The organism is Streptomyces sp. NPDC102490 (assembly GCF_044765285.1).
In the GTDB taxonomy this organism is placed as follows: Bacteria; Actinomycetota; Actinomycetes; order Streptomycetales; family Streptomycetaceae; genus Streptomyces.
The window spans coordinates 86,019-111,753 of record NZ_JBIWJU010000006.1 but is presented as its reverse complement, the minus strand read 5'-3'; the positions used below and the strand labels follow the sequence as shown (position 1 = coordinate 111,753).

Here is a 25,735-nt window from a genome sequence, read left to right as displayed (position 1 = left end):
CTGACGATGGTGACGTTCGCGCAGGCGCAGGAGCGCGCCGAGGAGTGGGTCAACGGCGAGCTGCCGGCGTACCAGCACCGTGAGGTGCGGGTGCGGGAGTTCGACCTCGGGTTCGTGGTGTGGGCCGAGGACCGGGCGGACGGCCCGCGTTCGGACGGGGGAGCGCAGCGGCTGGTGATCGCCCGGGACAGTGGCGAGGCGACGCTGTGGCCCGCGCTGCCGGTGGGCGAGGTGATCCGCCGGTACGAGGAGGAGTACGGCCGTCCCGACGAGGCGGAGGCGGCGGCTCCGGCGCCTGCGGCGCGGGTGGACCTGAACCAGACGTCGTTCCTGTTGAGTCCGCCGGAGTGGTTGCAGGAGGCGGCGGACCGGATCGGCATTCCGGATCGCCGGCGGGGCGACCAGGAGCGCGGTGACACGGGGGGCGCCGGGAGTGCCGGGGGCGCCGGGGGCGCGCTGCCCGAGACGCAGGCCGGGGTGCCTTCGGCTCCCGCCGCGTCGGAATCGGCGTCGGCGTCGGCGGGCGGCTCGTCCGGGAGCGGTGCGGGGTGGCCGGCCGCGGGTGCCGGGTCAGATGCCGGGTCGGGCGCCGGTGGCTCCGGCGCGGGTACGTCCGGCGCGGGTGCGCCGAGTGCGCCGGGTGTCCCGAGTGCGCCGAGCGCGCCTGCCGGGGCGACGCCCTGGGCGGGGACGGACACCAACGCGGACGCCGGTGAGGACCGTTCCGTACCGCTGCCTCAGACCGTGTTCGCGCCGCCGTTGAGCGGTGCCGACGACGACACGCCGCCGCCGTCCACGACGCCGGACGCCAAGACGGCGCTGATGTCGGGCGGCAGCCAGCTCCCGCCGACGGCGCTCGCGCCGGCGATCGGCGGTCCGAACGCTCCCGGGGCTCCCGGTGGGCCCGGTGCGTCTGGTGCGCCCGGTGCGCCCGGTGCGCCCGGTGGTACGGGCACGCCGCCGCCCGCGGCTCCGGTGCCGCCCGCGGCCGGGCCGTCCGCCGGTCCCGCTGCGTCCGGCACGCCGCCCCGGCCGCTCGCGTCGAACGCCGGGGACATCGCCGACGCCGCGACCAGCAAGGCGACGCCGCCGCCCCGCCGTGGCGGCGGTTCGCCCACGCCGCCCCCGCCGAGCGCCCCGGGTATGCCGGGTGCGCGTCCGGCGGGTACGCCCCCGCCGCCGTCGGGGACTCCCGCGCCGGGTACGCCGGCGGGAGGCTACGTGCCGACGCAGTTGGTGTCGTCGCTCGGTCCCGAGGGCCCGGGCGGCCCGGGCACGCCGCCTCCGCCCAGCGCCCCGGGCACCCCGCCGCCCCACGCGCCGCAGCCTCCGGCCGGTGCGGGCGCGCCGGGTACGCCGCCTCCGCCGAGTGCGCCCGGTGCGCCGGGTGCGCCGGGTGCGCCGGGTGGGACGCCGCCGGGCGGGATGCATCACGCCGCCACGATGCTGGCCGACCCGGGCCGGACGGGCGGCGGTGCCCCGCAGCCCCCCGGTCCCCCCGGTCCGCCCAACCCCCCGGGTCCGCCCGGACCTCCTCCCGGTGTCCCCGGTGCTCCGGGTGCGCCCGGCGCGCCTTCCGGTCCCGGTACGCCGCCGCCTCCGCCGGCCCCTCCCGGTGCTCCGGGTGCGCAGGGTTCCGCGGGAGGCGCGGGCGGTGCCGTGCACCACGCGCAGACCGTGCTGGCCTCGCCCTCGGTGGGCGGTCCCGGCGGTGTCGGTGCGCCGCCGCCCCCGCCGCCCCCGCCCGGTGCCGTGCCGCCGCCGCCCGGGCAGCCCGTCCCCGGTCCGCCGCAGGCGTACGGCTATCCGCCGCAGCCCACCGGTCAGCCGACCGTCGGCCCCGGCTACCAGGCCGTACTGCGCTACCGCGCCCAGGACGGGTCCGAGCAGCAGCTGATCCGGCGTTCCGCGCCGGGTACGCCGCACCCGGAGTGGCAGATCTTCCACGAGCTGCGGTCCATGAACGTGCCGCCGGACCAGGTGCTGGAGCTGCACACCGAGCTGGAGTCCTGCGAACTGCCGGGCGCGTACTGCGCGCGGATGATCCGGGAGCAGTGGCCGCAGGCACGGATCGCCTCGATCGCGCCGTACGGGCTGGACCACGCGAGCCGGCAGCAGGGCATGCAGCAGTTGCTGGCGCACCAGGGCGAGCTGCACCAGGTGGCCGACGGGCCCGCGCGGCCGGCGCCGGTGCGTGCTCCGCTGCCCCGGGTGCAGCCGGTGCCGCCGGTTCCGCCGGAGGCCATCGGGCAGGAGCTGGCGGGCGCGTTCGGTCCGGGGGTCTTCCGGTTCGAGCAGGCCGCGGTGTCCCGGCAAGGGGTGCCGCCGGTCGTGGCGCACACGCTGGTGGCCGCCGGGCTGCCGATGGACATGGGTCCGTTCTTCTGGGCGCAGGCCCAGCCGGGGCGCCCGGTGCCGACGCTGGCGGAGCTGGCGGCCGAGCGCGGGGTGCGGTCGGCCTCGGACGCGGGGTCGTATCTCGTCGTGGGCAGCGACTTCGGCCGGGCGATCTGTGTGCAGTACGGGACGGCGGCCATCGTGGCGGTCCCGGTGGAGGCGGGTCCGGGCGGTGCGCCCGTGCCGCCGCAGTTCGTGAACACGGGGCTGCCGGAGTTCGCGCGCTGCCTGGCCCTGCTGGGCCGGATGTGGCGGCTCAGGTTCGGTCTGAACCAGGAGCAGGCGGGCCGCTGGACGGTGGACTTCCAGGCGCAGTTGGCCGCGCTGGACCCGGCGGCGCTCGGGTCGCCGGAGAGCTGGTGGTCCGTGCTGCTGGAGCAGATGTGGGACGGGCTGCTGTGAGGCGTTCGCGCCGCTGACGTACCCGACGGGCGGGGCCCGGTCGACCTGCGAGTCGACCGGGCCCCGCCCCTTTGTGTGCGGTGTGTCGGATTATGTGGGCTTACGTCTGGTCCATAAAGTCGGTCAGGTCCGGGTGATGCGGCAGGTTCACCACCAGCGTGACGCGAAGGGTGATGCAGGGGTGATGAGCGTGAGCGGTGCATCGGCTTCTCCCCACGGTTTCGTGACCGTACGCGGGCGCGAGCGCGGTTACCGTCCCGAGCAGGTGGAGGCGTACGCCGCGGCCCTCTCCGAGGAGCGCGACGCGGCCTGGGAACGGGCCGCCCGGCTCACCGTGCTGGCCAGGGAGATGGAGGAGGACCTGGGGGACCTGGAGGAGGTGGTCGCGCGGCTCGCCCCGCAGGACTACGAGGTGCTCGGGGAGCGCGCGCGAGACCTGTTCCGGCTCGGCGAGGAGGAGGCCGAGGCGGTACGGGAGCGGGCGCGCGGTGCCGCGGCGGAGCTGATGGAGGACGCGCGGGCGTACGCGGCCGGTGTGCGGGAGGCGGCCCGGGCGCATGCCGACGCCGTACGCGCCGAGGCGGACGAACGGGCCAGGCAGCGGCTGCTGGCGGCGCGCGCGGAGGCCGACGAGGCGCGGATCGAGGCGCGGCGCGAGGTGAAGGCGGGGCGCGCGGAGGCGTTGTCCGTGTTGCGTGAGATGCGCAGGCGCAGCGCCGGGGCGGCCGCCGAGCAGAGCAAGGAACTGGCCGAGCGGTGGGCCGACGCCGAGCGTGCCGAGGAGGAGCGCGCGCGGGCCCTGGACGCGCGGCACGAGGAGTTGGTGGCGCGCGCGGAGCAGGGACTGCGTGACGCCGAGCGGGAGCTGGCCGACGCCCGGGAGGCGGCCGGGCGGCGGCAGGAGGAGGCCCGGGCCCGGGCGGCCGAGGTGGTCGCCGAGGCCCGGGCGCGTAGCGAGCGCATCGCCCGCGACACGGAACGGGTGCTGCGCGAGCACGGCGAGCGGTGGGACGAACTCCAGGCCCACATGGCCTCCGTACGGAGCAATCTCAGCACGCTGACGGGGCGCGCGGTGGAGTGACACCCAGAGGCCGGGCCGGGACCGGAACCGGTGGACCAGCCGGTGGACCAGGACCGGTAGGCCGGGCCGGGTCGGTGGGCCGGGCCGGGTCGGGTGGGCCGACGGGCCGGTCGGCTGTCCGGCCCAGCCGTACCCGAGCCCGAGCCCGTGCCCAGCCCGCGCCCGTGCCCGAGCCCGCGCCCAGCCTGCGCCCGTGCCCGAGCCCGCGCCCAGCCCGTCCCCGCGCCCAGCCCGTCCCCGCGCCCGTGCCGCGGTCAGTCGCCCCTGCGGACCGCGCCCGCCAGGATCCAGCCCTCCACCGCCTCGTAGTGCCGGCGCTGTTCCTGCGCCGTGCGCCGGCCGGAGAGCATCGTGCCGAGCCAGCCGCAGGCGAAGCCCAGCGGGATGGAGACCAGGCCCGTCGTGGTGAACGGGAACCAGTTGAAGTCGGCCTCGGGGAAGGCGGAGACCGGTGAGCCGGAGACGAGGTTGGTGCCCGGCATCAGCAGCAGCACGGCCAGGGAGCCCCCGATGAGGGTGCTCAGCAGCCCGGCGCGGGTGTAGCGGCGCCAGAAGAGGCCGTAGACCAGGGCGGGGGCGATGGCCGAGGCGCCCAGGCAGAAGGACAGGGTCACCAGCGGCTGGAGGCTGCGGTGCTGGACGAGGGTCGCCAGCACGATCGCGGGCACGCCGACGGCCAGGGCGCAGACGCGGGCGAGGGTCATCTCGCGGCGCGGGGACATCTCCTGGACGCGGGCGGCGAAGAGGTCGTGGGCCAGGGAGTTGGCGCAGGCGAGGATCATGCCGCCGACGGAGGCGAGCAGGGTGAGGAAGACGGCCGTGGTGACGGTCGTGAACAGGAACGTTTCCGCGGTGGAGACCCGCGCGCCGAAGGCCGCCTGGGAGCCCAGCAGGTAGGCGGTGTTGCCCTGCGGGTCGATCCCGGCGATGACCGACCGCCCCACCAGCGCCGTCGCGCCGAACCCGATCACCGTGACGACCAGCACGAACAGCGCCACGCCGGACACCGCCCAGGACATCGAGCGGCGCACCTGGCGGGCGGAGGAGGCGGTGTACATGCGCATGGTGACGTGCGGGAGGCAGGCGCCGCCGAGGACGACGGTGAGCTGCGCGGAGATCATGTCCGCGTCCGGGTGCGGCCCGCCCGCGAACTGGAGCCCGGAGTTCAGGAACGCCGGACCCGCGCCGCTGTTGTCCGCCGCCGCGTCGAACAGCGCGCCCGGGTCCCAGTCGAAGCAGTGCAGGATCAGCGCGGCGACCACGAGGCCCGAGCCCAGCAGCATCACGATCTTGAGGATCTGGATGAGGGCGGTGCCCTTCATGCCGCCGATCGCCGCGTACCCGATCATCAGCACCCCCAGGCCGATGATGCAGCCGGTCTGCAATGTCTCACCGGAGAAACCGAGGACGAACGCGAGCAGTTGGCCGGTGCCCGCGAGCTGCACCAGCATCAGCGGCAGCAGCGCCGCGAGGGTCACGGCGCAGGCCGTCATGCGCACGCCGCGCCCCGGCATCCGGCGGGCGAGCGCGTCGCCCATCGTGAACCGGCCCGCGTTGCGCAGTGGTTCGGCCAGCAGGAACATCAGCAGCATCAGGGACAGCGCGGTGCTCAGCGCCAGCACGACGCCGTCGTGGCCGAAGAGGGCGATGACACCGCCCGTGCCGAGCACGGAGGCCGCCGAGATGTAGTCGCCGGCGATCGCGAGGCCGTTGCGCATGGGGGACAGGGAGCCGTAGCCGGTGTAGAACTCGTCGAGGTCGTCCCGGTCGGGGCCGGTCATCACGCACAGCAGCAGCGTGACGGTGGCGACGGCGGTGAAGCCGACCAGGGACATCGTCTGGGCGTTGCCGCTGAACTCCGTCACCGTCCCGCCCCCCGCCGGGCGTCCAGCGCGGCCTCCGTGCGGATGCGGTCCGCGAGCGGGTCGACGCGGCGCCGGGCGGTGTACTCGTACAGCGCGATCGCCAGCCAGGTGACGGGGAGTTGCACCAGGGCGAGCAGCAGCCCGGTGGGCAGCCCGGCGACGGCGGTGCCGGTCATCAGCCCGGGCGCGTACGCGGACAGGAGCAGGAACAGCGTGAAGTAGCCGAGCGCGGTGAGCGTCGCGGTGCGCCGCTGCCGGCGGTAGGCGCTGCGCAGGATCCGCAGGTCGCTGTGGTGCCCCAGCGGGTCGCGGCGGGGTGCGCGGTGGGGGGCTCGGTGGGTGGTGGGGCGGGCGTGCGGGGCGTACGGGGGCGGGGGTGGTGGTGGGCGGTGCGGGTACGACGGGGACGGGTCGTAGGTCATCCCGGTTCTCCTTGCGCGGCTTGGGTCCGAGCGGTGGACCGCAGGAGGTGGGGGGTGGGGGCCACGCACGTTACTCGCGGGTTCGGCGGCACGCGGCGTTTTGGCCGAACTGGTCGGTCGGTATGTACCCGGGCCGGTGCTCGCGCCGCCTCCGCTTGCTCCTGACGTCGCGTGAGGGTGGACGCTCGATGCGTCCCGGGGTGGAGGACGACCCCGAGGCCCGCTCCACCGGAGGGTGGGCTGCCCCTAGGGGTACCTCCGTACTACGGGTCGGGGAGGGTTCGTACCGACGGAGGACGAGAGGGGCCCGGCGGCGTCGTTAATCTGGCCTTACGCCGCTGGGGGGCGGTGAACCGGACCCTCGGGGGTGGGGTTTTCCTCAGTAGAAGACTGCGCTGAACACCAGCGCGGTCGACCCCCGGCTCCGGACAGACTCTTCGAGACGGCAGCGCGGCTGCCGCAACACAGCACACACCACGACGGTCGCGGCACCGGCGGCTCACTCGATGACCGACATAGGAGACTTGACATGACATCGGCCGTAAGTATTCCCGCGCACGGGAGCACTGGAGGGCGTACGGCCGTTGCCGCGCGAGCGCGGCAGGTCGTGAAGGCCTACGGATCGGGCGAGACCCGGGTGGTCGCCCTCGACCACGTGGACGTGGACATCGCGCGCGGCCAGTTCACCGCGATCATGGGCCCCTCGGGGTCCGGCAAGTCCACGCTGATGCACTGCCTGGCCGGCCTGGACACCGTGACCAGCGGGCAGATCTACCTCGACGAGACCGAGATAACCGGTCTGAAGGACAAGAAGCTCACGCGGTTGCGCCGGGACCGGATCGGTTTCATCTTCCAGGCGTTCAACCTGCTCCCGACGCTCAACGCGATCGAGAACATCACGCTGCCCATGGACATCGCCGGCCGTGCGTACGACCGCGCGTGGCTGGACCGGGTCGTGGAGACCGTGGGGCTCGCCGGGCGGCTCAAGCACCGGCCCACCCAGCTCTCCGGGGGCCAGCAGCAGCGGGTCGCGGTGGCGCGGGCCCTCGCCGCCCGGCCGGAGATCATCTTCGGTGACGAGCCGACCGGAAACCTGGACTCGCGCGCGGGCGCCGAGGTGCTCGGCTTCCTGCGCCGGTCGGTCACCGAACTGGGCCAGACCATCGTGATGGTCACCCACGATCCGGTGGCCGCCAGCTACGCGGACCGGGTGCTGTACCTCGCCGACGGCCGGATCGTGGACGAGATGTACCAGCCCACCGCCGAAGCCGTCCTCGACCGCATGAAGGACTTCGACGCCCGGGGGCGCACGTCATGACCGTCGTGAAGACCTCGATGCGCAACTTCTTCGCGCACAAGGGCCGCATGGCGCTCTCGGCGGTGGCGGTGCTGCTGTCGGTGGCGTTCGTGTGCGGCACCCTGGTGTTCACCGACACGATGAACACCACCTTCGACAAGCTCTTCGCGGTCACCTCGTCCGACGTGACGGTCGCCCCGAAGGACGCCGAGGCCGAGGACGCCCCGCAGAACGGGGTGCCCGAGTCGCTGCCGGCGTCCACCGTGGAGAAGATCCGCTCGGTCGACGGCGTGAAGTCCGTCGAGGGCGCGGTCGCCTCGATGAACGTGACCGTCGTCAACGCCGACAACGACAACGTGGGGGCCACCAACGGCGCCCCGACCATCGCCGGGAACTGGACCAGGAACGACCTGCGGTCCATGGAGATCACCTCGGGCCACGCCCCGCGCGGCCCGACCGAGACGATGGTCGACTCCGACACCGCCGACAAGCACGACCTGAAGATCGGCGACGAGCTGCGCACCATTTCGCAGACCGGCGACTTCAAGGCCGAGATCGTCGGCATCGCCTCCTTCACCGTCACCAACCCGGGTGCCGCGGTCGTCTACTTCGACACCCCCACCGCCCAGCGTGAACTGCTCGGCGGCGCGGACCGGTTCAGCCAGTTCAACGTCACCGCCGCCGCCGGTGTCACCGACGCGCAGCTCAAGCGGAACGTCTCCGGCGCGCTGGGCGACACGTTCAAGATCCAGACGGCCAAGGAGGCGTCGGACGAAGGCCGCGAGGACGTCGGCGAGTTCATGAACGTCATCAAGTACGCCATGCTCGGCTTCGCCGGGATCGCGTTCCTGGTCGGCATCTTCCTCATCATCAACACCTTCTCCATGCTGGTCGCCCAGCGCACCCGCGAGATCGGACTGATGCGGGCCATCGGCTCCTCCCGCCGGCAGGTCAACCGCTCGGTGCTGGTCGAGGCGTTCCTCCTCGGCGTCGTCGGTTCGGTCCTCGGTGTCGCGGCCGGTGTCGGCATCGCCGTCGGCCTGATGAAGCTGATGTCCGCGGCGGGCATGAACCTGTCCACCGACGACCTGACCGTCAAGACGGCGACTCCCGTGATCGGCCTGGTCCTGGGCGTCGTGGTCACCGTCCTCGCCGCCTACCTGCCCGCCCGCCGGGCCGGCAAGGTCTCCCCGATGGCCGCCCTGCGCGACGCCGGCACCCCGGCCGACGGCAAGGCCGGCTGGATACGCGGCCTGATCGGCCTGGTGCTCACCGGCGCCGGTGTCGCCGCCCTGCTCACGGCCGCCTCCGCCGACAAGGCGAGCGATGGTTCCGTGATGCTCGGCGCGGGCATCGTGCTCTCCCTCATCGGCTTCGTCGTCATCGGCCCGCTGCTGGCCGGCTTCGTGGTCCGGGTGATCAGCGCGGTGCTGCTGCGGGCCTTCGGACCCGTCGGCCGCCTGGCCGAGCGCAACGCCCTGCGCAACCCGCGCCGCACCGGCGCCACCGGCGCCGCGCTGATGATCGGCCTCGCACTGGTGGCCTGCCTGTCCGTCGTCGGCTCCTCCATGGTCGCCTCGGCCACCAGCGAGCTGGACAAGACGGTCGGCGCGGACTTCATCGTCCAGGGCAACCAGCGGATCGTGCCGCAGGCCGAGAAGGCCATGACCGACACGCCCGGCCTGGAGCACGTCACCCGCTACAAGATGCTCGACGCCACGCTGACCACGCCCGACGGCAAGACGGACGACGACGGCGTCACGGCCGCCGACCCGACCTACGCCGAGGACGTGCGCCGGGTGACCACGGAGGGCAAGCTCTCCGCGGCCTACGGCACCGACGCCATGTCGGTCGGCTCGGACTACGCCGCGAAGCACGGCGTGCACGTCGGCGACACCCTCACCGTCGCCTTCGAGGGCGGCGAGAGGGCGAAGCTCAGGGTCGCCGCGATCACCAGCGACGACGTGGCCATCGACCAGGGCGCCCGGTACATCGGCATCGAGACGATGCGGAAGTACCTGCCGGCCGAGAACGTCCCGCCGAGCACGATCATGTTCGCCAAGGCGAAGGACGGCCAGGCCGAGCAGGCGTACGCCGCGCTGAAGAAGTCGCTGGACGCCTACCCGCAGTACCAGGTGGCCGACCAGACCGACTACAAGCAGGAGCTGAAGGACCAGATCGGCCAGCTGCTGAACCTGGTCTACGGCCTGCTCGCCCTCGCGATCATCGTCGCCGTCCTCGGTGTGGTGAACACCCTGGCGCTGTCGGTGGTGGAGCGGACCCGGGAGATCGGCCTGATGCGGGCCATCGGCCTCTCCCGCCGCCAGCTGCGCCGCATGATCCGCATGGAGTCCGTGGTCATCGCCCTCTTCGGTGCCCTGCTCGGCCTCGGCCTGGGCATGGGCTGGGGCGCCACGGCCCAGAAGCTGCTCGCCCTGGAGGGCCTGAACGTCCTCGACATCCCCTGGCCGACGATCATCGGCGTCTTCATCGGCTCGGCCTTCGTGGGCCTGTTCGCCGCCCTGGTCCCGGCCTTCCGCGCGGGCCGCATGAACGTCCTGAACGCCATCGCGACGGAGTAGCACGGGGGTGCGCGGGAGGGCCCGGCGCCGACGTCCCAGGGGGACGGAGGCGCCGGGCCTCTTTTGGTGGGGACTTTTCATCCCGCCGAGTCGGGTGGTGGGTGGGCACAGGCCCGGGGGTCCAGGGGGCGGAGCCCCCTGGTACGTCCACGGCGGTGCCGGCCCGCCACTTACCCGGCGTCATCCACAGCTCCGGCGCCGTCGAGCAGACCGACGTAACCTGGACACCCCCGGCCCTCACCGAGTCGGGTTATTCGTGTTGTCCCACCCCAGGACGGAAGCGCCCCCTCCATGAGCCTGCACGGTCTGCTAGACGCCGTCGTCAAGGACACCGCCCTCGCGGAAGCGATCTCGGCGGCCGCAGACGGCAACCGCATGCACGTCGACCTGGTCGGCCCGCCCGCCGCCCGGCCCTTCGCGATCGCCGCCCTGGCCCGCGAGACGGGCCGCCCGGTGCTGGCGGTGACGGCGACGGGACGTGAGGCGGAGGATCTGGCGGCGGCGCTGCGCTCCCTGCTGCCGCCCGAGGGCGTCGTGGAGTACCCGTCCTGGGAGACCCTCCCGCACGAGCGGCTCAGCCCCCGCAGCGACACCGTCGGCCGCCGCCTCGCCGTCCTGCGGCGCCTGGCCCACCCCCGCCCCGACGACCCCGAGACCGGCCCGGTCTCGGTCGTCGTCGCACCCGTACGCTCCGTGCTCCAGCCGCAGGTCAAGGGCCTGGGTGACCTGGAGCCGGTGGCCCTGCGCACCGGGCAGAGCGCCGACCTGGAGGAGGTCGTCCAGGCGCTGGCGGCAGCGGCGTACGCGCGGGTCGAGCTGGTGGAGAAGCGCGGCGAGTTCGCCGTGCGCGGCGGCATCCTGGACGTGTTCCCGCCGACCGAGGAGCATCCGCTCCGGGTCGAGTTCTGGGGCGACGACGTCGAGGAGATCCGCTACTTCAAGGTCGCCGACCAGCGTTCCCTGGAGGTCGCCGCACACGGCCTGTGGGCCCCGCCCTGCCGTGAGCTGCTGCTGACCCAGGACGTGCGCGAGCGGGCCGCCGCCCTGGCCGAGGACCACCCGGAGCTGGGCGAACTGCTCGGGAAGATCGCCGAGGGCATCGCGGTGGAGGGCATGGAGTCCCTGGCCCCGGTCCTCGTGGACGACATGGAGCTGCTCCTGGACGTGCTGCCCAAGGGCTCGATGTCCCTGGTCTGCGACCCGGAGCGGGTGCGCACCCGGGCCGCCGACCTGGTGGCGACGTCGCAGGAGTTCCTCCAGGCGTCCTGGGCGGCCACCGCGGGCGGCGGCGAGGCGCCGATCGACGTCGACGCGGCGTCCCTGTGGTCCCTCGCGGACGTCCGGGAGCGGGCCCGCGAGCTGGACATGATGTGGTGGTCGGTGTCGCCGTTCGCCGCCGACGACGCGCTGGACGACGCCGACACCCTCAAGCTCGGCATGCGCGCCCCCGAGACCTACCGGGGCGACACCGCCAAGGCGCTGGCCGACACCAAGGGCTGGCTGTCCGACGGCTGGCGCGCCGTCTACCTCACCGAGGGCCACGGCCCGGCCGCCCGCACCGTCGAGGTCCTCGGCGGCGAGGGGATCGCCGCCCGCCTCGACAGCGACCTGGACGCGCTCAGCCCCTCGGTCGTGCACGTCTCCTGCGGCTCGATCGACCACGGCTTCGTCGACCCGGCCCTCAAGCTCGCCGTGCTCACCGAGACCGACCTGACCGGCCAGAAGGCCGCCGGACGCGAGGGCGCCCGGATGCCCGCCCGGCGCCGCAAGACCATCGACCCGCTCACCCTGGAGGCGGGCGACTACATCGTCCACGAGCAGCACGGCGTCGGCCGCTACATCGAGATGGTGCAGCGCACCGTCCAGGGCGCCACCCGCGAGTACCTGGTCGTGGAGTACGCCCCCGCCAAGCGCGGCCAGCCCGGCGACCGCCTCTACATCCCCACCGACCAGCTGGAGCAGATCACCAAGTACGTCGGCGGCGAGTCCCCCACCCTGCACCGCCTGGGCGGCGCCGACTGGACCAAGACCAAGGCCCGCGCCAAGAAGGCCGTCAAGGAGATCGCCGCCGACCTGATCAAGCTCTACAGCGCGCGGATGGCGGCGCCGGGCCACGCGTTCGGCGCGGACACCCCCTGGCAGCGCGAGCTGGAGGACGCCTTCCCCTACGTGGAGACCCCGGACCAGCTCACCACCATCGCCGAGGTCAAGGACGACATGGAGAAGACGGTCCCGATGGACCGCCTGATCTGCGGCGACGTCGGCTACGGCAAGACGGAGATCGCGGTCCGCGCCGCCTTCAAGGCCGTCCAGGACGGCAAGCAGGTCGCCGTGCTCGTCCCCACCACCCTGCTGGTGCAGCAGCACTTCGGGACCTTCAGCGAGCGGTACGCGCAGTTCCCGGTGAAGGTGAAGGCGCTGTCCCGCTTCCAGACCGACACCGAGTCCAAGGCGGTCCTGGAGGGCCTGCGCGACGGCTCGGTGGACATCGTCATCGGCACCCACCGCCTGTTCTCCTCCGACACCCGGTTCAAGGACCTGGGCCTGGTCATCGTCGACGAGGAGCAGCGCTTCGGCGTCGAGCACAAGGAGCAGCTGAAGAAGCTCCGCGCCAACGTGGACGTCCTGACCATGTCCGCGACGCCCATCCCGCGCACCCTGGAGATGGCCGTCACCGGCATCCGCGAGATGTCCACGATCACCACCCCGCCGGAGGAGCGCCACCCGGTGCTGACCTTCGTCGGCCCCTACGAGCACAAGCAGATCGGCGCCGCCATCCGCCGCGAGCTGCTGCGCGAGGGCCAGGTCTTCTACATCCACAACCGCGTCGAGTCCATCGACCGCGCGGCGGCCAAGCTCCGCGAGATCGTCCCCGAGGCGCGCATCGCCACCGCCCACGGCCAGATGTCGGAGCAGGCACTGGAGCAGGTCGTCGTCGACTTCTGGGAGAAGAAGTTCGACGTGCTGGTCTCCACGACCATCGTCGAGTCCGGCATCGACATCTCCAACGCCAACACCCTCATCGTCGAGCGCGGCGACAACTTCGGCCTCAGCCAGCTCCACCAGTTGCGCGGCCGCGTCGGCCGAGGCCGGGAGCGCGGTTACGCCTACTTCCTCTACCCGCCGGAGAAGCCGCTGACGGAGACCGCGCACGAGCGGCTCGCCACCATCGCCCAGCACACCGAGATGGGCGCGGGCATGTACGTGGCGATGAAGGACCTGGAGATCCGCGGCGCGGGCAACCTGCTCGGCGGCGAGCAGTCCGGCCACATCGCCGGCGTCGGCTTCGACCTGTACGTACGGATGGTCGGCGAGGCCGTCGCCGACTACCGGGCCTCCCTGGAGGGCGGTGTGGAGGAGGAGCCGCCGCTCGAGGTCAAGATCGAGCTGCCGGTCGACGCGCACGTCCCGCACGACTACGCCCCCGGCGAGCGGCTGCGCCTCCAGGCGTACCGGTCCATCGCCTCCGCGAACAGCGAGGCGGACATCAAGGCCGTACGCGAGGAACTCGTCGACCGGTACGGCAAGTTGCCCGAGCCGGTGGAGAATCTGCTGCTGGTCGCGGGCCTGCGCATGCTCGCGCGGGCGTGCGCCGTCGGCGAGGTCGTGCTCCAGGGCAACAACATCCGTTTCGCGCCGGTGGAGTTGCGCGAGTCCCAGGAGCTGAGGCTCAAGCGGCTCTACCCGGGCAGCGTCATCAAGCCGGGCGCCCACCAGGTGCTCGTGCCGCGCCCGAAGACCGCGAAGGTGGGCGGCAAGCCGCTGGTCGGGCGGGAACTGCTCGGCTGGGTGGGCGAGTTCCTCACCTCGATCCCGGGTTCCTAGCCCGCACAGGTTCCCAGCCCGCACGCGTCGAAGCCGTCCACGGGGACAGTTCCGTGGACGGCTTCGACGTGTCCGGAGGTACGGGGAGCGGTTACTGCTGCTCCCGGCCGCCGCCCTGCTCGCGCCCGAAGCCGAGCTTGCCCTCGGCCTGCTGCTGCGCGGCGTCGACCTGCTTCTCGTGCTTGCCGCCGGTCCTCTGGTTGACCTGGCGTTCGGCGGCGTCGGACATCTTCCGTGACCTGTCCTTGTCCTTGCCGGCCATGCTCTTCATCTTGTCGAGGATGCCCATGCAGAGCTCCTTCCGAGACGTGACTCACTGTCGACGGTACGACAGATATGTCCCGTGTGCCCACTAACGCCCGTCTAAGGCCCCCTATGGCCCGGACCTCTCCCTCGCTACGGTGGTGGCTGCGAACGGCAAGGGGAGGGGCGCGCATGAGGCGGCACAGCAGGGTCCGTACCGGATGGGCCGCCGGGGCGGCCCTCGCCCTGGCCCTGGTGACCGGCTGCGAAGGACTGGACGCGGGCGACGACGCCCCGGCCTCCGGCGGCGGCGCCGAGGCCCCCGCCTCCGGCCGCGCCGTCAGCCCGCTGGACAACCCGGACGGCACCGAGCCGGGCCTCGCCCCGGTCACGGGCGACGGCTCGCAGGCGGCGGCCCGCAAGCTGATCGACGGTCTGAAGACCAAGGGGCGCGGCCCGAAGACGGGGTACGACCGCGACGAGTTCGGCTACGCCTGGATGGACACCGCCGACGGGGTTCCGCTCGCCCGCAACGGCTGCGACACCCGCAACGACCTGCTGAAACGCGACGGTCAGCAGGTGCGCTTCAAGTCCGGCTCGGACTGCGTGGTCATCGCGATGACCCTGGACGACCCGTACACCGGGACGAGTATCGAGTGGCGCAAGCGGAAGGCGAGCGAGGTCCAGATCGACCACGTCGTGCCGCTGTCCTACAGCTGGCAGATGGGCTCCTCGCGCTGGCCCGAGAACAAGCGTGAGCAGCTGGCCAACGACCCGCTCAACCTGCTGCCCGTCGAGGGCCGCGCCAACTCCGCCAAGCGCGACTCCGGGCCGGCCTCGTGGCTGCCGCCCACCAAGTCGATCCGGTGCGCGTACGCCGTCCGCTTCGCTCAGGTCGCCGTCAAGTACGAGCTGGCGGTGACCGAGGCGGACCGGTCGATGATGGCGAAGCAGTGCCGGGGCTGACGCCTCTGCCGCGCCGGTGACCTCAGCGCCCCCGGGGGCCGGGCGGAGCCGGTGAACGGTGGGCGCGGTCCGGCGCTCAGAACTGGCCGTTGCCGAGCAGTTCGCCGTCGGCGTCGTAGATCGTGACGAGGCCGTTCTCGCTGTCCTTCCAGTCGGCGAACGCGGAGGCGATGAGCTTGGCCGGGCCCGTGCCCTCGCCCATGATGCCGCCGGTGAAGTCGGTGTAGACGTCGGCGGCGTCGAGGATGTCGTTCTGCTCGTCGGCGCCCTGCACCTTGGTGACGTGCGAGACGGCGTCCTTCTCCTTGGGCGTGCCGTTCTTCCGCACGAACGCCTTGAACTGCTCGGCCTGGGACGCCTTCTCGACGGCCTTGTCCTCGGCGGGCTTCGCGCCGGACGCGCCGTCCGCCTTCTCGTCCCCGCCCGCCTTCTCGCCCGCGCTCGCGGAGGCCCGGCTGTCGCTCCTGGCGTCGCCGTCCCCGTCGCCCGAGTTCGCCGACATCGCGCCGATGACGGCGATCCCCACCACGGCACCCAGCGCGATCTTGGTCTTCATGCCCATGACGTCGGTCCTCTCCCCAGAGACAGATCCATCGACCGTGCACCGAAGCCCCTCGCCTCGGCCGGTTCGATGCGTCAATAACAGCAGAGCCTGTGAACCGAGTCAACACGGTTCACAGGTGAAGGGGTGATTCACGGTGTGAATCGAAGTCGGGCGGCGTTCCTCGGTAGGATTGGCGTCACACACCAGGACGAGGGGGCCCGACCGTGCAGGACAACGGGACAGAGGTGACCGCCGCCGGTATCGCCCGGCTCGCCGGCGTCGGCCGCGCCGCCGTCAGCAACTGGCGCCGCCGCCACGCGGACTTCCCCCAACCGGTCGGCGGCACCGAGACCAGCCCCTCCTTCGCCCTCGCCGACGTCGAGGCGTGGCTGCGCGCCCAGGGCAAACTCGCCGAGGTCCCCCCACGCGAACGCGTCTGGCAGCAACTCCTCGGCCACCCCGAGGGACCGGCCGCCGCCCTGGTGCACGCGGGCTGCGCCCTCCTGCTCGTCCACGACCGCCCGACCCTCTGGCTGGAGGCGAGCGCCGGCTCCGACGAACGCCTCGCCGCCCTGCTGCCCGCCGCCCTCGACCAGGTGCTCGACGCCCGCTTCGGCCCCGGCCCCGAGCGCGCCGTCCCCACCCCGGCCGGCCCCCGGCTGCTCCCCTCCGCCCCGCTCCTGCGCGGCGCCGCCGAACTCGCCGCCGGACCGGGCGCCCGCAAGGCGTACGAGTTCCTGCTCGGCCGGCACCTCGACGCCAACCCGCGGCAGTACACGCTCACCCCGGACCCCCTCGCCGAGCTGATGGCCGAACTCGCCGGCCCCGCCCGCACGGTCCTCGACCCCGCCTGCGGCACCGGCTCCCTGCTCCGCGCCGCCGCTGCCACCGCCCGGCCCGGGCAGGAGCTGTACGGCCAGGACAGCGACCCCGCCCTGGCCGCCCTCACCGCGCTGCGGCTCGCCCTGAGCACGGACGCCGCCGTGCGGATCGCCGCCGGGGACAGCCTGCGCGCGGACGCTCGCAGCGGCCTGCGCGCCGACACCGCGCTGTGCCACCCGCCGTTCAACGAGCGCAACTGGGGCCACGACGAACTCGCCTACGACCCCCGCTGGGAGTACGGCTTCCCGGCCCGCACCGAGTCCGAACTGGCCTGGGTGCAGCACACCCTGGCCCGGGTCAGGGACGGCGGCACCGTCGTCGTCCTCATGCCGCCCGCCGCGGCCTCCCGCCGCTCCGGCCGCCGGGTCCGCGCCGACCTGCTGCGCCGGGGGGCCCTGCGCGCCGTGATCGCCCTGCCGGCCGGTGCGGCACCCCCGTACCACCTCCCCCTCCACCTGTGGGTGCTGCGCCGGCCCGAGCGGGCGCCCGCGCAGCCCGGGCTGCTGCTCGCCGACGCGGGGCAGTTCGCCGGGGAGGGGCGCGGCGGACCGGACTGGCGGTCCGTGCGGGAGGCCGTGCTCGACGCCTGGGGCGACTTCGGCCGCACCGGACGGCTCGACGAACGGCCGGGCCTGGCCCGCTGCGTGCCCGTCATCGAACTCCTCGACGACGACGTCGACCTGGCCCCCGCCCGCCATCTGCCGCCCCCCGGCGCCACCGGCGGCACCGGACGGCTCGCGGACGTGCGCGCGCGCCTGGACGAGACGCTGCGGCTGACCGCGGAACTCACCCCCGCACCCCCCGGCACCGCACGCCCCGCGCCCCACCGGCCGCTCACCACCGTCGGCGAACTCGCCCGCGGCGGCGCCCTCACCCTGCACACCGGGACGAACGCCGGCCCCGCGCGCGTACCCCTGCTCACCGACCACGACGTCCTCACCGGCACCGGCCCCTCGGGCACCCTCCCGGAGGGCGACGAGGAACCCGTCCTGACCGAACCCGGCGACGTCGTCGTGCCCGTGCTCGGCGGCGGCTCCGTCGCGCGCGTCATCGACGACGCCACGGCCGGTGCCGCCCTCGGGCGCAACCTCGTGCTGCTGCGCCCCGACCCCGCAGCGCTCGACCCCTGGTTCCTCGCCGGGTTCCTGCGCGGCACCGCCAACCACCGGCGGGCCAGCAGCCACGCCTCCACCGCCACCCGCCTCGACGTACGGCGCCTGCAACTGCCCCGGCTGCCCCTGGACGCCCAGCGCGGCTACGGCGACCGCTTCCGCGCCCTGGATGAGTTCGAGCGTGCGCTGCGGCGCGCGGGCCGCCTCGGGGAGCAGCTGGTGCGGGGCATGTACGACGGGCTCGCGGACGGCACGGTCGCCCCCGACTGAGCGGCCCCGCGCGGGCGGAGTGACCAGGACGACAACGGTTCGGTACAACCCGGGGCCGGTCGTCGGTGTCGGCCTATACGCTCGTCTCCGCACCGGTCGCCCGGCGCACACCCGTCCCATCAGGTCTCCAGGAGAAGTCATGCACGGCCACGGTTACGCGCCACCGCCGCCGCGCCGCCCCAGAACCGCGGTGCTGGTCCTGCTGCGCGTCTTCTTCGTGGCCCTGCCCCTGCTGAGCCTCGGCTTCCTCGCCTGGATCTCGCCCCTGTACGCGGCCATCGTGACCCGCCGGCCGCGCGACTGGTGGGCGTTCGCGGCGACGGCCGCCGTCCTGGTGGTCAGCTTCTGCTTCCTGGCGACCGACGACACCGACGACTTCAGCACGCCGGCCGGCACCACCGGCATGATCGTCCTGCTGCTCAACGCCTGCGTCTGCGCCGGGTACTTCCTCTACGCGGACATCCGCCACCACCGGCAGCCGTCCCACCCCGGTCACCTCCCCGCGCTGCCGCCGCTCCCGGCGGCCGGGTACGGCCACCCGCAGCCCCCGTATCCCTACGCGCCGGTCGCCGGCCCCGTTCCCGCCCCCGTGCAGGCGCCCGTTCCGCCGTACCAGGCCCCGCCCCCGCACCACCCCGCCCCCGCCCGCATCGACCAGGTCCGCGCCGAACTCGACGAGCTCAGCGACTACCTGCGCCACCACGACGGCCGCGACGGCGGCCACGGGGGCGGAAGGTGACCGTGGCGACCGGACGCGTCGTCGCCGGCCGGTACGAGCTGTCCACACTCATCGGCCAGGGCGGCATGGGGCAGGTCTGGACGGCCTACGACCGGCGCCTGGACCGGCGCGTGGCGGTCAAGCTGCTGCGCCCCGACAAGGTGGCCGGCCAGGAGGCCGACGAACTGCGCCGCCGGTTCGTGCGCGAGTGCCGGGTCACCGCACAGGTCGACCACCCCGGCCTGGTCACCGTGCACGACGCGGGCAGCGAGGGCGAGGAGCTGTTCCTCGTCATGCAGTACGTCGACGGCGCCGACCTCTCCGACCACCTCGCCGAGCACGAGCCCTACCCGTGGCCGTGGGCCGTCGCGGTCGCCGCCCAGCTGTGCGCCGTCCTGAGCGCCGTGCACGCCGTGCCGATCGTCCACCGCGACCTCAAGCCGCGCAACGTCATGGTCAAGCAGGACGGCACCGTCACCGTCCTCGACCTCGGCGTCGCCTCCGTCATGGACGCCGACACCACCCGCCTCACCCACACCGGCACCCCCATCGGCTCGCCCGCCTACATGGCGCCCGAGCAGGCCATGGGCGGCGCCGTCGGCCCGTACACCGACCTCTACGCACTCGGCGTCCTCCTGCACGAACTGCTCAGCGGCGACGTCCCGTTCGCGGGCTCGACCGCCCTCGGCGTACTCCACCGGCACCTGTACGAGCCACCGCTGCCGGTGCGCCGCATCCGCCCCGAGATCCCCGAAGCCCTCGAAGCGCTCGTCCTGCGCCTGCTCGCCAAGGACCCGCAGCACCGCCCCGACTCCGCCCAGGAGGTCTACGAGCACCTCGCGCTGCTGCTGCCCGCGCGCGGCATGCCCACCGGCGGCCCCCTCGACCCCACCCGCCCCTTCGTGCGCCCGCACGCCCCCTGGCCCGACCGCGCCCGCACCCCCGCGCCGCAGCCGGCGCCCGTACCGGCCGCACCCGACGCCGGGAAGCCGGACGTCGCCCGCGCCGTCGACGACGTCAAGCGCCTCCTCGGCGAGGGCCGCATCACCCAGGCCGTCGACATCCTCGGCGCGATCCTGCCCGCCGCCGCCGAACAGCACGGCGAACGCTCCCCGGTCGTGCGCACCCTGCGCAAGCAGTACGCGGCGACCCTCCTGGACGACGGCCAGTACCGGCGCGCCCTGCCCGAACTGCGCCGCCTCGCCGACGAACGCGCCGCCGAGGCCGGCCAGGCCGACCCGCAGTCCCTGCGCCACCGCTACGACGCCGCCCAGTGCCTGGAACAGCTCGGCGAACCCGCCGCCGCCCTCGCCGAGTACCGGGCGCTGCTGCCGTACTACGAGAACCAGTACGTCGCCGGCGACCCCGACCTCGCCCACGACGTCCGCCGCCGCATCGGCCACCTCCTGCTCGCCCTCGGCGACCGCGCGGCCGCCCACGACACGCTGGCCCGGCTGCTGCACGACGTGGAACGCGTCCACGGCCCCGGCCACCCGCTCGCGGGCGACATCCGGCGCACCCTCCAGTGGCTGGGTCAGATGCGCGGCTGACGGCCACCGGTGCGCGCGGGCGCGAGGAGGTGCCCGAAGTCCTGATGAATCGTTGGTCCAATGGGTTGGCCAGAGCCGGGCCACTGCCTACCATCGATCACCGCAAGACTTTGTGCACCGTCGCACAATCTCCAAACGGGAGGTTCCCTTGCACCGCCGCCGCCCCGCGCTTCTCCTCACCGCCGTGATCGCCGCAGCGGCACCCCTGCTCACCGCCTGCGGCAGCGACGCGCATCCGGGCGCGGCCGCCGTCGTCGGCGACCAGCGGATCACCGTCGCCCAGCTGGAGAACCGCGTCGACGAGGTGCGCGCGGCACAGCGCGCCGCCGTCCCGGACGACACCCAGTACCAGCAGGTCGTCGCCCGGACCGGCACCCTCACCCGCGACACCCTGCACGGCATGGTCCTCGACCGGGTCCTGCACCGCGCCGCCCAGGACGCCGGAGTGACCGTCAGCCGCAAGGAAGTGCAGGACATGCGCGGCGAGCTGGAGAAGCAGGCCGGCGGGCCCGAGCAGCTGGAGACGGCGTGGCTCCAGCAGTACGGCGTCGCCCCCGACCGCCTCGACGACAACCTCCTCGTCCAGCTCGAGGCCCAGAAGCTCGCCCAGGGCCTCGGCACCGACACCAGCCGCCCCGAGTTCTGGCAGGCCCTGTCCGCGGCCTCCAAGAAGCTCGACGTCGACCTCAACCCGCGCTACGGCACCTGGGACGTCCAGAAGAGCAGCCGCGTTGACACCCGGACGCCATGGGTGCGGGAGATCACGGCGGCGGGCTCCCAGCAGCCGGCGTAACCGCACCGACCTGCGGCGATACGGCCCCCTGTGGACAACTCGGGGGGCCGTCGGCGGCGTGCGTTAGGTTCGGAGAGTGAACGCAACCACCGCCGGCGCGACCGCCCCCGACCAGGGCCGCATCGTGCTGCTCACCACCAGCCACCGCGTCGCCCCCGGCCTGCTGTCCTGGCCCGCCTGGCAGGCCCTGCGCACCGCCGACCGCGTCCTGTGCGCCGACGGAGCCCACCCCCAGCTGCCGTACCTGCGCGAGGCGGGCATCCGGGTCGACGAGGCGGCCCCGACCGCCGAGGAGCTGGTGGACGCCTGCGCCGGCGGCCGCACCGCGGTGGTCGTCGCGACCGGCGAGGGCGACCCCGCGCTCACCGACGGCCTGGCCCGACTCGCCGGCTCCGGCCGCGTCCCGATGCCCGACCTCGAACTGCTCCCCGCCTCCTACGACCTCCCGGGCGCCCGCCTCCTCGACCTCGTCCAGGTCATGGACCGCATCCGCGTCGAATGCCCCTGGTCCTCCCGGCGCACCCACCAGGGCCTGGCCAAGTACGCCATCGAGGAGGCGTACGAACTCGTCGAGGCCATCGAGGACGGCGACCGCGACGAGCTGCGGGAGGAGCTGGGCGACGTACTGCTCCAGGTCGTCTTCCACGCCCGCATCGCCGAGGAGGACCCCGACGCCCCGTTCTCCGTGGACGACGTGGCCGGCACCATCGTCGACAAGCTCATCCACCGCCACCCGCACGTCTTCGGCGACGCGACGGCCGACACCCCCGAGGAGGTCCGGGAGCACTGGCTGCGCACCAAGGCCGCCGAGAAGCAGCGCACCTCGGTCACCGAGGGCGTCCCCCTCGGCCAGCCCGGCCTCGCCCTCGCCGCCAAGCTCGCCTCCCGCGTCCGCACCGCGGGCCTCGACGTCCCGCTGCCCTCCGGCGACGGCATCGGCTACGAACTGCTCGCCCTCGCCGCCCGCGCCGAGTCCGAGGGCACCGACCCCGAGGCGGCCCTGAGAGCGGCGGCCCGCGCCTACCGGGACGCGATCAGGGCGGTCGAGGGATGACCGGCCGCCCGCCCGTCCCCGGCCCCGCCGCCGGTCCCGCCCCCGAGCTGTTCACCTGGGAGTTCGCGAGCGACCCCTACCCGGCCTACGCCTGGCTGCGCGAGCACGCCCCCGTGCACCGCACGCGGCTGCCCAGCGGGGTGGAGGCATGGCTGGTCACCCGATACGCCGACGCCAAGCAGGCCCTCGCCGACCCGCGGCTGTCCAAGAACCCGGCGCACCACGCCGAGCCCGCGCACGCCAAGGGCAAGACCGGCATTCCGGGAGAGCGGAAGGCCGAGCTGATGACCCACCTGCTGAACATCGACCCGCCGGACCACACCCGGCTGCGCCGACTGGTCAGCAAGGCGTTCACGCCCCGCCGGGTGGCCGAGTTCGCGCCCCGGGTGCAGGAGCTGGCCGACGGCCTCATCGACCGGTTCGCCGCCACCGGCTCCGCCGACCTGATCCACGACTTCGCCTTCCCCCTGCCCATCTACGCCATCTGCGACCTGCTCGGCGTCCCCCGCGAGGACCAGGACGACTTCCGGGACTGGGCGGGCATGATGATCCGTCACGGCGGCGGCCCGCGGGGCGGTGTCGCCCGGTCGGTGAAGAAGATGCGCGGCTACCTCGCCGAGCTCATCCACCGCAAGCGCGCCGCGCTGCCGCCCGAGCCGGCTCCCGGCGAGGACCTCATCTCCGGTCTGATCCGCGCCTCGGACCACGGCGAGCACCTCACCGAGAACGAGGCCGCGGCCATGGCCTTCATCCTGCTCTTCGCGGGGTTCGAGACCACCGTCAACCTCATCGGCAACGGCACCTACGCCCTGCTCACCCACCCCGAGCAGCGGGCGCGGCTCCAGACCTCCCTCGCCGCCGGGGAGCGCGGCCTGCTGGAGACCGGCGTCGAGGAACTGCTGCGCTACGACGGCCCGGTGGAGCTGGCCACCTGGCGCTTCGCCACCCGGCCGCTGACCATCGGCGGCCAGGACGTCGCGGCCGGCGACCCCGTCCTCGTCGTCCTCGCCGCCGCCGACCGGGACCCGGAGCGGTTCTCCGACCCGGACACCCTCGACCTCGCCCGCCGCGACAGCCAGCACCTCGGGTACGGCCACGGCATCCACTACTGCCTCGGCGCCCCGCTCGCCCGGCTGGAGGGGCAGACGGCGCTGGCCACGCTCCTCACCCGGCTGCCGGACCTCCGCCTCGCCGCGGACCCGGCCGAACTGCGCTGGCGCGGCGGCCTCATCATGCGAGGTCTGCGCACCTTGCCGGTGGCGTTCACGCCGTTCGCGTCATCGGCCGGCAACGGTCCGTCGACGACGCAAAAGTGACACGCGCTCAACTCTGTGATCTTCACGTGATCTGCGCGGCATGAACTTGTGACAACCGATGATCTCCCTATACGTTCACGGATCAACGTGGTGTCGAGCGTCATCCGCCACGTGACCCCCCGTCGTCTCGTGAAAGGTCGTCGCATGCTCTCCGGGAACGGTCGTCACCGCCGCCCCCGCCAGGCACCCGCCCTGGTCGTCGCCGCCGGAGTGACCGGCTCCGCCATCGCGATCCCGCTGCTCGGCGCCACCGGCGCCCACGCGGCCGACTCGGCGGCCTGGGACCAGGTGGCCGAGTGCGAGACCGGCGGCGCCTGGAGCCAGAACAGCGGCAACGGCTACTACGGCGGCCTGCAACTGTCCCAGGACGCCTGGGAGCAGTACGGCGGCCTGGACTACGCCCCCAGTGCCGACCGGGCCAGTCGCTCCCAGCAGATAAGAATCGCCGAGAAGATACACGCGGCCCAGGGCATCGCCGCCTGGCCGACCTGCGGTCTGCTCGCCGGCCTGGGCAACGACTCCGGGGTCACGGGCGGCGGCTCGGACGCGGCCGGTGACGGGGCGTCGGAGGGTTCGGACACCTCGGGGGAGGCGGACACCACCAAGTCGTCCGGCTCGCCCACGACCACCGGATCGCCCGAGTCGTCCCCGTCGTCCGAGTCATCCGGCTCGACCGAAACGTCCGGCTCGACCGGGACGGCGGAGTCGACGCCCGAGGCGTCCTCTTCGTCCCCTTCGCCCTCTTCTTCGTCCTCGTCTGACACGTCGTCCGACGGTTCCGGCGGCGCGTCCGGTCACGCCGACCCCTCCACCAAGTCGGACACTTCCCCCGAATCCGACTCCTCCGCCCGTGCCGAACCGCGGGAGACCGAAGGCTCGTCCGGCGACGGGCGGCACCGCGGCGACAGCGCGGACGAGGGCGCCGCGAAGGAGGGCCGCACGGACACGGCGACGGGGCGGCACGCCTCGCGCGACGGTGGCGCGCGGGACGCCGGAGGCGACCGTTACGTCGTCCGCACCGGCGACAGTCTGTGGGCCATCGCCGACTCCCTTGACGTCGACGGCGGATGGCATGCGCTCTACGCCGGCAACGAGGCGGTCGTCGGTGCCGACCCCGACCACATCCTGCCCGGTCAGACGCTCACGGTCACGGGCGAATCGGGCGAAAAGTAGGGGGAGTTCACGTCACGGTTAGAGACTGTATGTCCCTTTTGGATCTCGTGAGAGATAGGTCTCAGAAGCCGTGATCGTCTTTGAAAAACCGCGGAGTGCGTGTCTACGGTCATGACCGCTCGCCACCGCGGGCCCCGACAGTCGCAACGCCGAATCCTGCCAGCGGCCGTACGGGAACAGTCGTCGCGTCAAGCGCCGAAGGCAGGAGCGGGGGACCCAAGGTAAGCGCCACACCGGGCAGTTGAGCCGGAGCGGCTAGGGGTGGAGCCGAGTTCCGCGAGGAACCCGGCCGGGCAACTCAACCGGCCCGAACCCGACAGCTCACCTCGCAGGCGTCGGTGAGGGGATCAACCATGCTGTTTTCCGGCAAGGGCAAGCACCGTCGTCCGTCCAAGGCCACCCGTGTCATCGCCGTCGCCGGCGTCACCGGTGCCGCCGTCGCCGCCCCGCTGATGGCGGCCGGCAACGCCTCCGCCGCCACCACGTCCGAGTGGGACGCCGTCGCCCAGTGCGAGTCCGGCGGCAACTGGTCCATCAACACCGGCAACGGTTACTACGGCGGTCTGCAGTTCTCCGCCTCCACCTGGGCCGCCTACGGCGGTACGCAGTACGCCTCCACCGCCGACCAGGCGAGCAAGTCCCAGCAGATCCAGATCGCCGAGAAGGTGCTCGCGGGCCAGGGCAAGGGTGCCTGGCCGGTCTGCGGCACCGGCCTGTCGGGCGCCGCGAACACCGGTGGCGGCTCGCAGGACAGCGGTTCCGGCAGCTCCCAGAGCTCGCAGAGCTCCCAGAGCCAGAGCAGCGGCTCCACCGCCGAGCGCTCCACCGAGCAGAAGGCCTCCCGCTCCTCCGAGCGTCCGGCCGCGGAGCAGAAGACCGACAAGGCCGAGAAGAAGACCGTCACCACCCCGACCGGCAAGAAGGTCAAGAAGGGCGACGGCGAGTACAAGGTCGTCAAGGGTGACACCCTCAGCTCGATCGCCGCGGAGCACGACGTCAAGGGCGGCTGGGCCAAGCTGTTCAAGCTGAACGACGACATCGTCGACCAGGCCGACCTGATCTACCCGGGCCAGCAGCTGCACCTCAAGTAAGCGGCGGCGGCTCCCGCGACTTCCCGCCCCGGTGCGTGTTCCCCCCGTACGCACCGGGGCGGGTTTTTCGCGTCGCGCCCCCGCCGGGGCCCGCCCCCGGTTCCGTCCCGGTTTCCGGAAACGTCTTTGTTCCGTTCGGAAACAATTTACTC

Annotated in this window: 18 protein-coding genes and 1 riboswitch; of the genes, 14 read left to right on the top strand and 4 right to left on the bottom strand. The window is 73.4% G+C overall.

The features are described from left to right. The first annotated feature begins 6 nt into the window (after positions 1-6). Positions 7-2,799, top strand: a complete 2,793-nt coding sequence (locus ACIRGB_RS14830) for an SUKH-4 family immunity protein (RefSeq protein WP_403863723.1) — start codon at positions 7-9, stop codon at positions 2,797-2,799. A 190-nt stretch (positions 2,800-2,989) separates the two neighbouring features. Further along, on the top strand, positions 2,990-3,880 hold the full coding sequence (locus ACIRGB_RS14825; RefSeq protein ID WP_403863720.1) for a cellulose-binding protein: 891 nt from the start codon (positions 2,990-2,992) through the stop codon (positions 3,878-3,880). 254 nt (positions 3,881-4,134) lie between these two features. On the opposite strand, the gene ACIRGB_RS14820 is transcribed toward ACIRGB_RS14825, so the two are convergent. Further along, on the bottom strand, positions 4,135-5,715 hold the full coding sequence (locus ACIRGB_RS14820) for a cation acetate symporter (protein ID WP_403864857.1): 1,581 nt from the start codon (positions 5,713-5,715) through the stop codon (positions 4,135-4,137). A gap of 26 nt (positions 5,716-5,741) precedes the next feature. Next, entirely contained in the window at positions 5,742-6,167 is a 426-nt protein-coding gene (locus ACIRGB_RS14815; protein ID WP_403863717.1) for a DUF485 domain-containing protein, read from the bottom strand. 529 nt (positions 6,168-6,696) lie between these two features. On the opposite strand from ACIRGB_RS14815, the gene ACIRGB_RS14810 reads away from it, so the two are divergent. From ACIRGB_RS14810 to mfd, 3 genes are all read left to right on the top strand, one after another. Then, positions 6,697-7,485, top strand: a complete 789-nt coding sequence (locus ACIRGB_RS14810; RefSeq protein ID WP_403863714.1) for an ABC transporter ATP-binding protein — start codon at positions 6,697-6,699, stop codon at positions 7,483-7,485. Then, complete coding sequence (locus tag ACIRGB_RS14805; RefSeq protein ID WP_403863711.1) at positions 7,482-10,046, top strand: ABC transporter permease; 2,565 nt, start codon at positions 7,482-7,484, stop codon at positions 10,044-10,046. The genes ACIRGB_RS14810 and ACIRGB_RS14805 overlap by 4 nt, the downstream gene beginning before the upstream one ends. A gap of 291 nt (positions 10,047-10,337) precedes the next feature. Next, positions 10,338-13,871: a transcription-repair coupling factor gene (gene mfd / locus ACIRGB_RS14800; protein ID WP_403863708.1), complete on the top strand. Its 3,534-nt coding sequence runs from the start codon at positions 10,338-10,340 to the stop codon at positions 13,869-13,871. Positions 13,872-13,962: 91 nt separating this feature from the next. Here mfd and ACIRGB_RS14795 read toward each other — a convergent pair whose 3' ends face one another. Beyond that, positions 13,963-14,160: an antitoxin gene (locus ACIRGB_RS14795; protein ID WP_403863705.1), complete on the bottom strand. Its 198-nt coding sequence runs from the start codon at positions 14,158-14,160 to the stop codon at positions 13,963-13,965. Between the two features lie 146 nt (positions 14,161-14,306). On the opposite strand from ACIRGB_RS14795, the gene ACIRGB_RS14790 reads away from it, so the two are divergent. Then, on the top strand, positions 14,307-15,080 hold the full coding sequence (locus ACIRGB_RS14790) for an HNH endonuclease family protein (protein ID WP_403863702.1): 774 nt from the start codon (positions 14,307-14,309) through the stop codon (positions 15,078-15,080). A gap of 76 nt (positions 15,081-15,156) precedes the next feature. On the opposite strand, the gene ACIRGB_RS14785 is transcribed toward ACIRGB_RS14790, so the two are convergent. Next, positions 15,157-15,642 carry a hypothetical protein gene (locus tag ACIRGB_RS14785; RefSeq protein WP_403863700.1) on the bottom strand — a complete coding sequence of 162 codons (486 nt, stop codon included), beginning with the start codon at positions 15,640-15,642 and terminating at the stop codon, positions 15,157-15,159. A gap of 206 nt (positions 15,643-15,848) precedes the next feature. On the opposite strand from ACIRGB_RS14785, the gene ACIRGB_RS14780 reads away from it, so the two are divergent. The 8 genes from ACIRGB_RS14780 (at position 15,849) to ACIRGB_RS14745 (ending at position 25,583) form a co-directional block, all read left to right on the top strand. Beyond that, the gene (locus tag ACIRGB_RS14780) at positions 15,849-17,888 is read left to right on the top strand and encodes an N-6 DNA methylase (RefSeq protein WP_403863697.1); all 2,040 of its coding nucleotides are present in this window, start codon (positions 15,849-15,851) and stop codon (positions 17,886-17,888) included. Positions 17,889-18,027: 139 nt separating this feature from the next. After that, positions 18,028-18,627, top strand: a complete 600-nt coding sequence (locus ACIRGB_RS14775) for a hypothetical protein (RefSeq protein WP_403863694.1) — start codon at positions 18,028-18,030, stop codon at positions 18,625-18,627. 38 nt (positions 18,628-18,665) lie between these two features. Continuing rightward, complete coding sequence (gene pkaE, locus ACIRGB_RS14770) at positions 18,666-20,156, top strand: serine/threonine protein kinase PkaE (RefSeq protein ID WP_403864854.1); 1,491 nt, start codon at positions 18,666-18,668, stop codon at positions 20,154-20,156. Positions 20,157-20,304: 148 nt separating this feature from the next. Beyond that, positions 20,305-20,949, top strand: a complete 645-nt coding sequence (locus ACIRGB_RS14765; RefSeq protein WP_403863691.1) for a SurA N-terminal domain-containing protein — start codon at positions 20,305-20,307, stop codon at positions 20,947-20,949. A gap of 76 nt (positions 20,950-21,025) precedes the next feature. Next, the gene (locus ACIRGB_RS14760) at positions 21,026-22,003 is read left to right on the top strand and encodes a nucleoside triphosphate pyrophosphohydrolase (RefSeq protein WP_403863688.1); all 978 of its coding nucleotides are present in this window, start codon (positions 21,026-21,028) and stop codon (positions 22,001-22,003) included. Continuing rightward, complete coding sequence (locus ACIRGB_RS14755) at positions 22,000-23,319, top strand: cytochrome P450 (RefSeq protein ID WP_403863685.1); 1,320 nt, start codon at positions 22,000-22,002, stop codon at positions 23,317-23,319. Before ACIRGB_RS14760 ends, ACIRGB_RS14755 begins: the two co-directional genes overlap by 4 nt. Before the next feature lie 144 nt (positions 23,320-23,463). After that, positions 23,464-24,492, top strand: coding sequence for a transglycosylase family protein (locus ACIRGB_RS14750; RefSeq protein ID WP_403863682.1), 1,029 nt, complete (start codon positions 23,464-23,466; stop codon positions 24,490-24,492). 183 nt (positions 24,493-24,675) lie between these two features. Further along, a riboswitch (cyclic di-AMP (ydaO/yuaA leader) is annotated at positions 24,676-24,842 on the top strand. A gap of 3 nt (positions 24,843-24,845) precedes the next feature. Beyond that, entirely contained in the window at positions 24,846-25,583 is a 738-nt protein-coding gene (locus ACIRGB_RS14745; protein ID WP_403863679.1) for a transglycosylase family protein, read from the top strand. The last annotated feature ends 152 nt before the right edge of the window (positions 25,584-25,735 follow it).